At 74.0% G+C, this 1596-nt stretch carries 3 protein-coding genes; 1 reads left to right on the top strand and 2 read right to left on the bottom strand.

Annotated elements, in window-relative coordinates; all coding sequences use genetic code 11:
* Window positions 1-231: GntR family transcriptional regulator (locus AC0CYZ_RS17815; protein ID WP_472217710.1), on the bottom strand; the 231-nt coding region annotated here is incomplete at its 3' end.
* 124 nt (window positions 232-355) lie between these two features.
* Between AC0CYZ_RS17815 and AC0CYZ_RS17820 the strand changes: the two genes are divergently transcribed.
* Window positions 356-1264, top strand: coding sequence for an isocitrate lyase/PEP mutase family protein (locus AC0CYZ_RS17820; protein ID WP_472217712.1), 909 nt, complete (start codon window positions 356-358; stop codon window positions 1262-1264).
* Window positions 1265-1332: 68 nt separating this feature from the next.
* On the opposite strand, the gene AC0CYZ_RS17825 is transcribed toward AC0CYZ_RS17820, so the two are convergent.
* A partial coding sequence (locus AC0CYZ_RS17825) for a DUF1775 domain-containing protein (protein ID WP_472217714.1) occupies window positions 1333-1596 on the bottom strand: 264 nt, incomplete at its 5' end.

Genomic DNA, 1596 nt, shown 5'->3' on the forward strand with positions numbered 1-1596 from the left:
CACGCGCGCGCCGCGGTGCGCGTGCACCTCGACCAGGCCCTCGGCGGCCAGCCGCGCGAGCGCCTCCCGGACCGGGGTGCGCGAGACGCCGAGCCGCTCGGCGAGCTCCACCTCGCCCAGGCGCGCCCCGGCGGGGAGCTCTCCGCGCAGGATCGCCTCCCGCAGGCTGCCCTGGGCGCGTTCGGAGGCGCGGGCAGCGGCGGGGGACGCGCCGCTGGTCGTCGTCGTCATCGCACCTCCACGCGGGTTGTACGCAACGTAGGGTCGCTCGACGGCCCGGGCAAGGGCTTGTCCGCACGTCACGTTGCTGCTACGCCGTCAGGTCTGATCCGTGTTGTACACAGAGAGGGACACCATGGCCGATCTGCTCAGCCGCCCCGGCGACCGGCGGGGCCGCCTGCGCGCCCTGCTCGACTCCGACCGGCCCGTCGTCGCCCCCGGCGCGTACGACGCGCTCTCGGCCCGGCTGGTGGAGCAGGCGGGGTTCGACGTCGTCTACATGACCGGCTTCGGGACGACCGCCTCGCTGCTCGGTCGGCCCGACGTCGGGCTGCTCGGGCAGGCGGAGATGGTGGACAACGCGCGGCGGATGGCGGGCGTGGTCGACGTCCCGCTGATCGCCGACGCCGACACCGGCTACGGCAACCCCATCAACGTCATCCGCACGATCCGCGAGTACGAGCAGGCCGGCGTCGCGGGGCTGCACCTCGAGGACCAGGTGATGCCGAAGAAGTGCGGGCACCTCGCGGGCAAGGAGGTCGTGCCCCTGCCCGAGATGGTCGCCAAGATCCGGGCGGCCGTGGACGCGCGGACCGACCCCGACCTCGTGCTCATCGCGCGCACCGACGCCGCCCAGCAGTACGGCGTCGACGCGGCGATCGAGCGGGCGCGGGCCTTCGCGGACGCGGGGGCCGACCTGCTCTTCGTCGAGGCGCCCACCTCCGACGAGGCACTCGAGCAGGTGGCGACGGCGCTCTCGGGCCACCGGCTGGTGTTCAACGGGGCCGAGGGCGGTCGGACCCCCCTCCCCCCGCTGGAGAAGCTGCGCGACCTGGGCTTCGCGCTCGTGCTCTACCCGGTCTCGACGCTGCTCGCCGCGGCCTCGGGCATCCGGGCGATGCTCGGGCGGCTGCACGAGGAGGGTTCGCCGACGAAGGCGCTGGGCGACCTCGACGCGGCACCCGGCGGGATCGGCGGGCTGGACGCGTTCACCGAGGTCGTCGGGATCGAGGAGGTCCGGGAGCTGGAGCAGCGGTACCGGTAGGCGGCCTTCGGCCTCGTGAGCACTTGTCCGTGTCATAGGACGCACAAGTGCTCACGAGCCTCCGGCACCTAGGTTCGGCGACCCCGCCGCAGCGCGACGCCGAGCAGCACGAGCGCGGCCACCGACAGCACCAGCGCGATGATGCCGACGACGAGGGCCGGGGTGGCCGACGATCCGGCGTCGGACGGTGCCGCCGCGGACTGGTTCCAGGCGACGACCTGGCCGTCGCTGTAGGTCTGGTTCGCCGGGAAGGCCATCGAGGGGGCGTTCGGCAGCGGACCGACGAGCAGCGAGAACTGGTCGAACTGGCCCGGCGCGATCGCGACCTGCGG

It is taken from the genome of Actinomycetospora sp., from assembly GCF_055612215.1.